The organism is Coprobacillus cateniformis (genome assembly GCF_009767585.1).
Taxonomy (GTDB): Bacteria; Bacillota_I; Bacilli_A; order Erysipelotrichales; family Coprobacillaceae; genus Coprobacillus; species Coprobacillus cateniformis.
In genome coordinates, this window is record NZ_WSNW01000028.1 from 1 (window position 1) to 1576 (window position 1576).

1 protein-coding gene is annotated in these 1576 nt (G+C 30.8%); it reads right to left on the reverse strand.

Annotated features, from left to right (window positions below; genetic code table 11):
- Positions 1 to 34: 34 nt before the first annotated feature.
- Entirely contained in the window at positions 35 to 1477 is a 1443-nt protein-coding gene (locus tag GQF29_RS18250) for a transposase (protein ID WP_160340885.1), read from the reverse strand.
- Positions 1478 to 1576 lie beyond the last annotated feature (99 nt).

The following is a 1576-nucleotide window of genomic DNA, read 5'->3' on the forward strand; positions in this document are numbered from 1 at the left end:
GGCTCTGTGTCAAGAGTGGAGGATAAAGGAATAACTATTGAAAAATAGGGATTCCTTTTTTCGTATCTTTGTAAGTAAAAGAGTAAGAATAACCAAGATGTAAAAATATGCGCTTTCTTAAATTGTAGAAATATCTGAAACCATATGCATTTCTTTTGATAAGTTTGATTTTATTGTTCATACCCTCAATAAAGCCATTATTGAAACTTGTCTTATATGAGCCTGTTCTTCTTTTATAAATAGTTGTATAGGAAAGTGAACACAAAAGAGGAATAAACCATTTCTTCCTGAAGTTCTTTGCAGTTATAAGATAATAACTGTTTTGAGTATCAAAGATATAATCAAGCCATCTGTTTAATTCATTTTTATAATCATCATGTTTCTCATGAATAAGTTTTAAGAGATTCTGATAGATTTCATAGTTGTCAAGCATTTCCATAATAATGAGAGAATCAAACATAGTATTATGATGACAGTTATCCTTGTTTCTTCTTTCGCTGAGAGTGTAAAGATAGTCAATATATGAAGCACAGGTAAAATATCTTTTGAGATGAAAATCATACCATGTTTTGTCATTATCCAGATCTTTTTTATATTTATAGAATAATCTCAAATTTCTTTTAATGGATTTAGCTAAAGGCTTGTCATGAAGGAAAGAACAAGCATCAAGTCTTGACTGTATGAAATTCTGACCAGCAAGTCTTATATAATGGAATCTGTCACATATGATCTGGGCATGAGGAAAAAGAGAATGCATAATACAGTAAAAAGAAGAAGAGAGATCCATAATAATGAATTTTACTTTTTTTCTTTCATGGAAAGGAAATCTAAGGAAATAGTTTCTAAGGAAAGAAGCTTTTCTATCTTCAATAATATCAAGAGTTTTACCAGTGATAGGATCAACGATATTGAAAGCATAAGTTCCTTTATCGGAAGTTGCCTTGAATTCATCAATGGAGATAACAGAGGAGAGATGATAGAATCTGTCAGGGATATGAATATTTTCATTAAAGATACGATATATTGTATTTTTACCAAGACCATGCATTCTGGAGATGGAAGCCATAGAATAATTTTCCTTCATTTCAAAAAGAGCAGACTGAACATTAGGGACAGTTGCTTTTCTGTTGTCGAACTGGAAAGGAATATTTTCAGAGAAATAGGAAGAACAGTCTTTACAGATATAAAGGTGATAGGAAACGACAAGAACGACAGGGATAGAGCCAAAGGAGAAATGTTTAAGTTCGATAGATCTCAAACCTTTAGAGATATGATGGTTAAAGGAAGAACAGTGAGGACAGACAAGAGGAACGACAGGAGACTGAAGATGAATGAATAAGGTAATGACACCATTGGAATCAGGAATTTTTTTAATACAGGAAGAAGAATCCATAAAAGGTGCAGGGACAAAAAGATGAGAAAAAACATTAATTTGTAGAATTTCAAGAATAACATTGATATAATCAGTATTGGACATAATATATAACCTCCTAGAATTTTGGTAGCACATAAATTTTATAGCAAGGTTATAGTTATGTCTATTTTAATATAAAATAAAACTGAAAGATTTATTTAA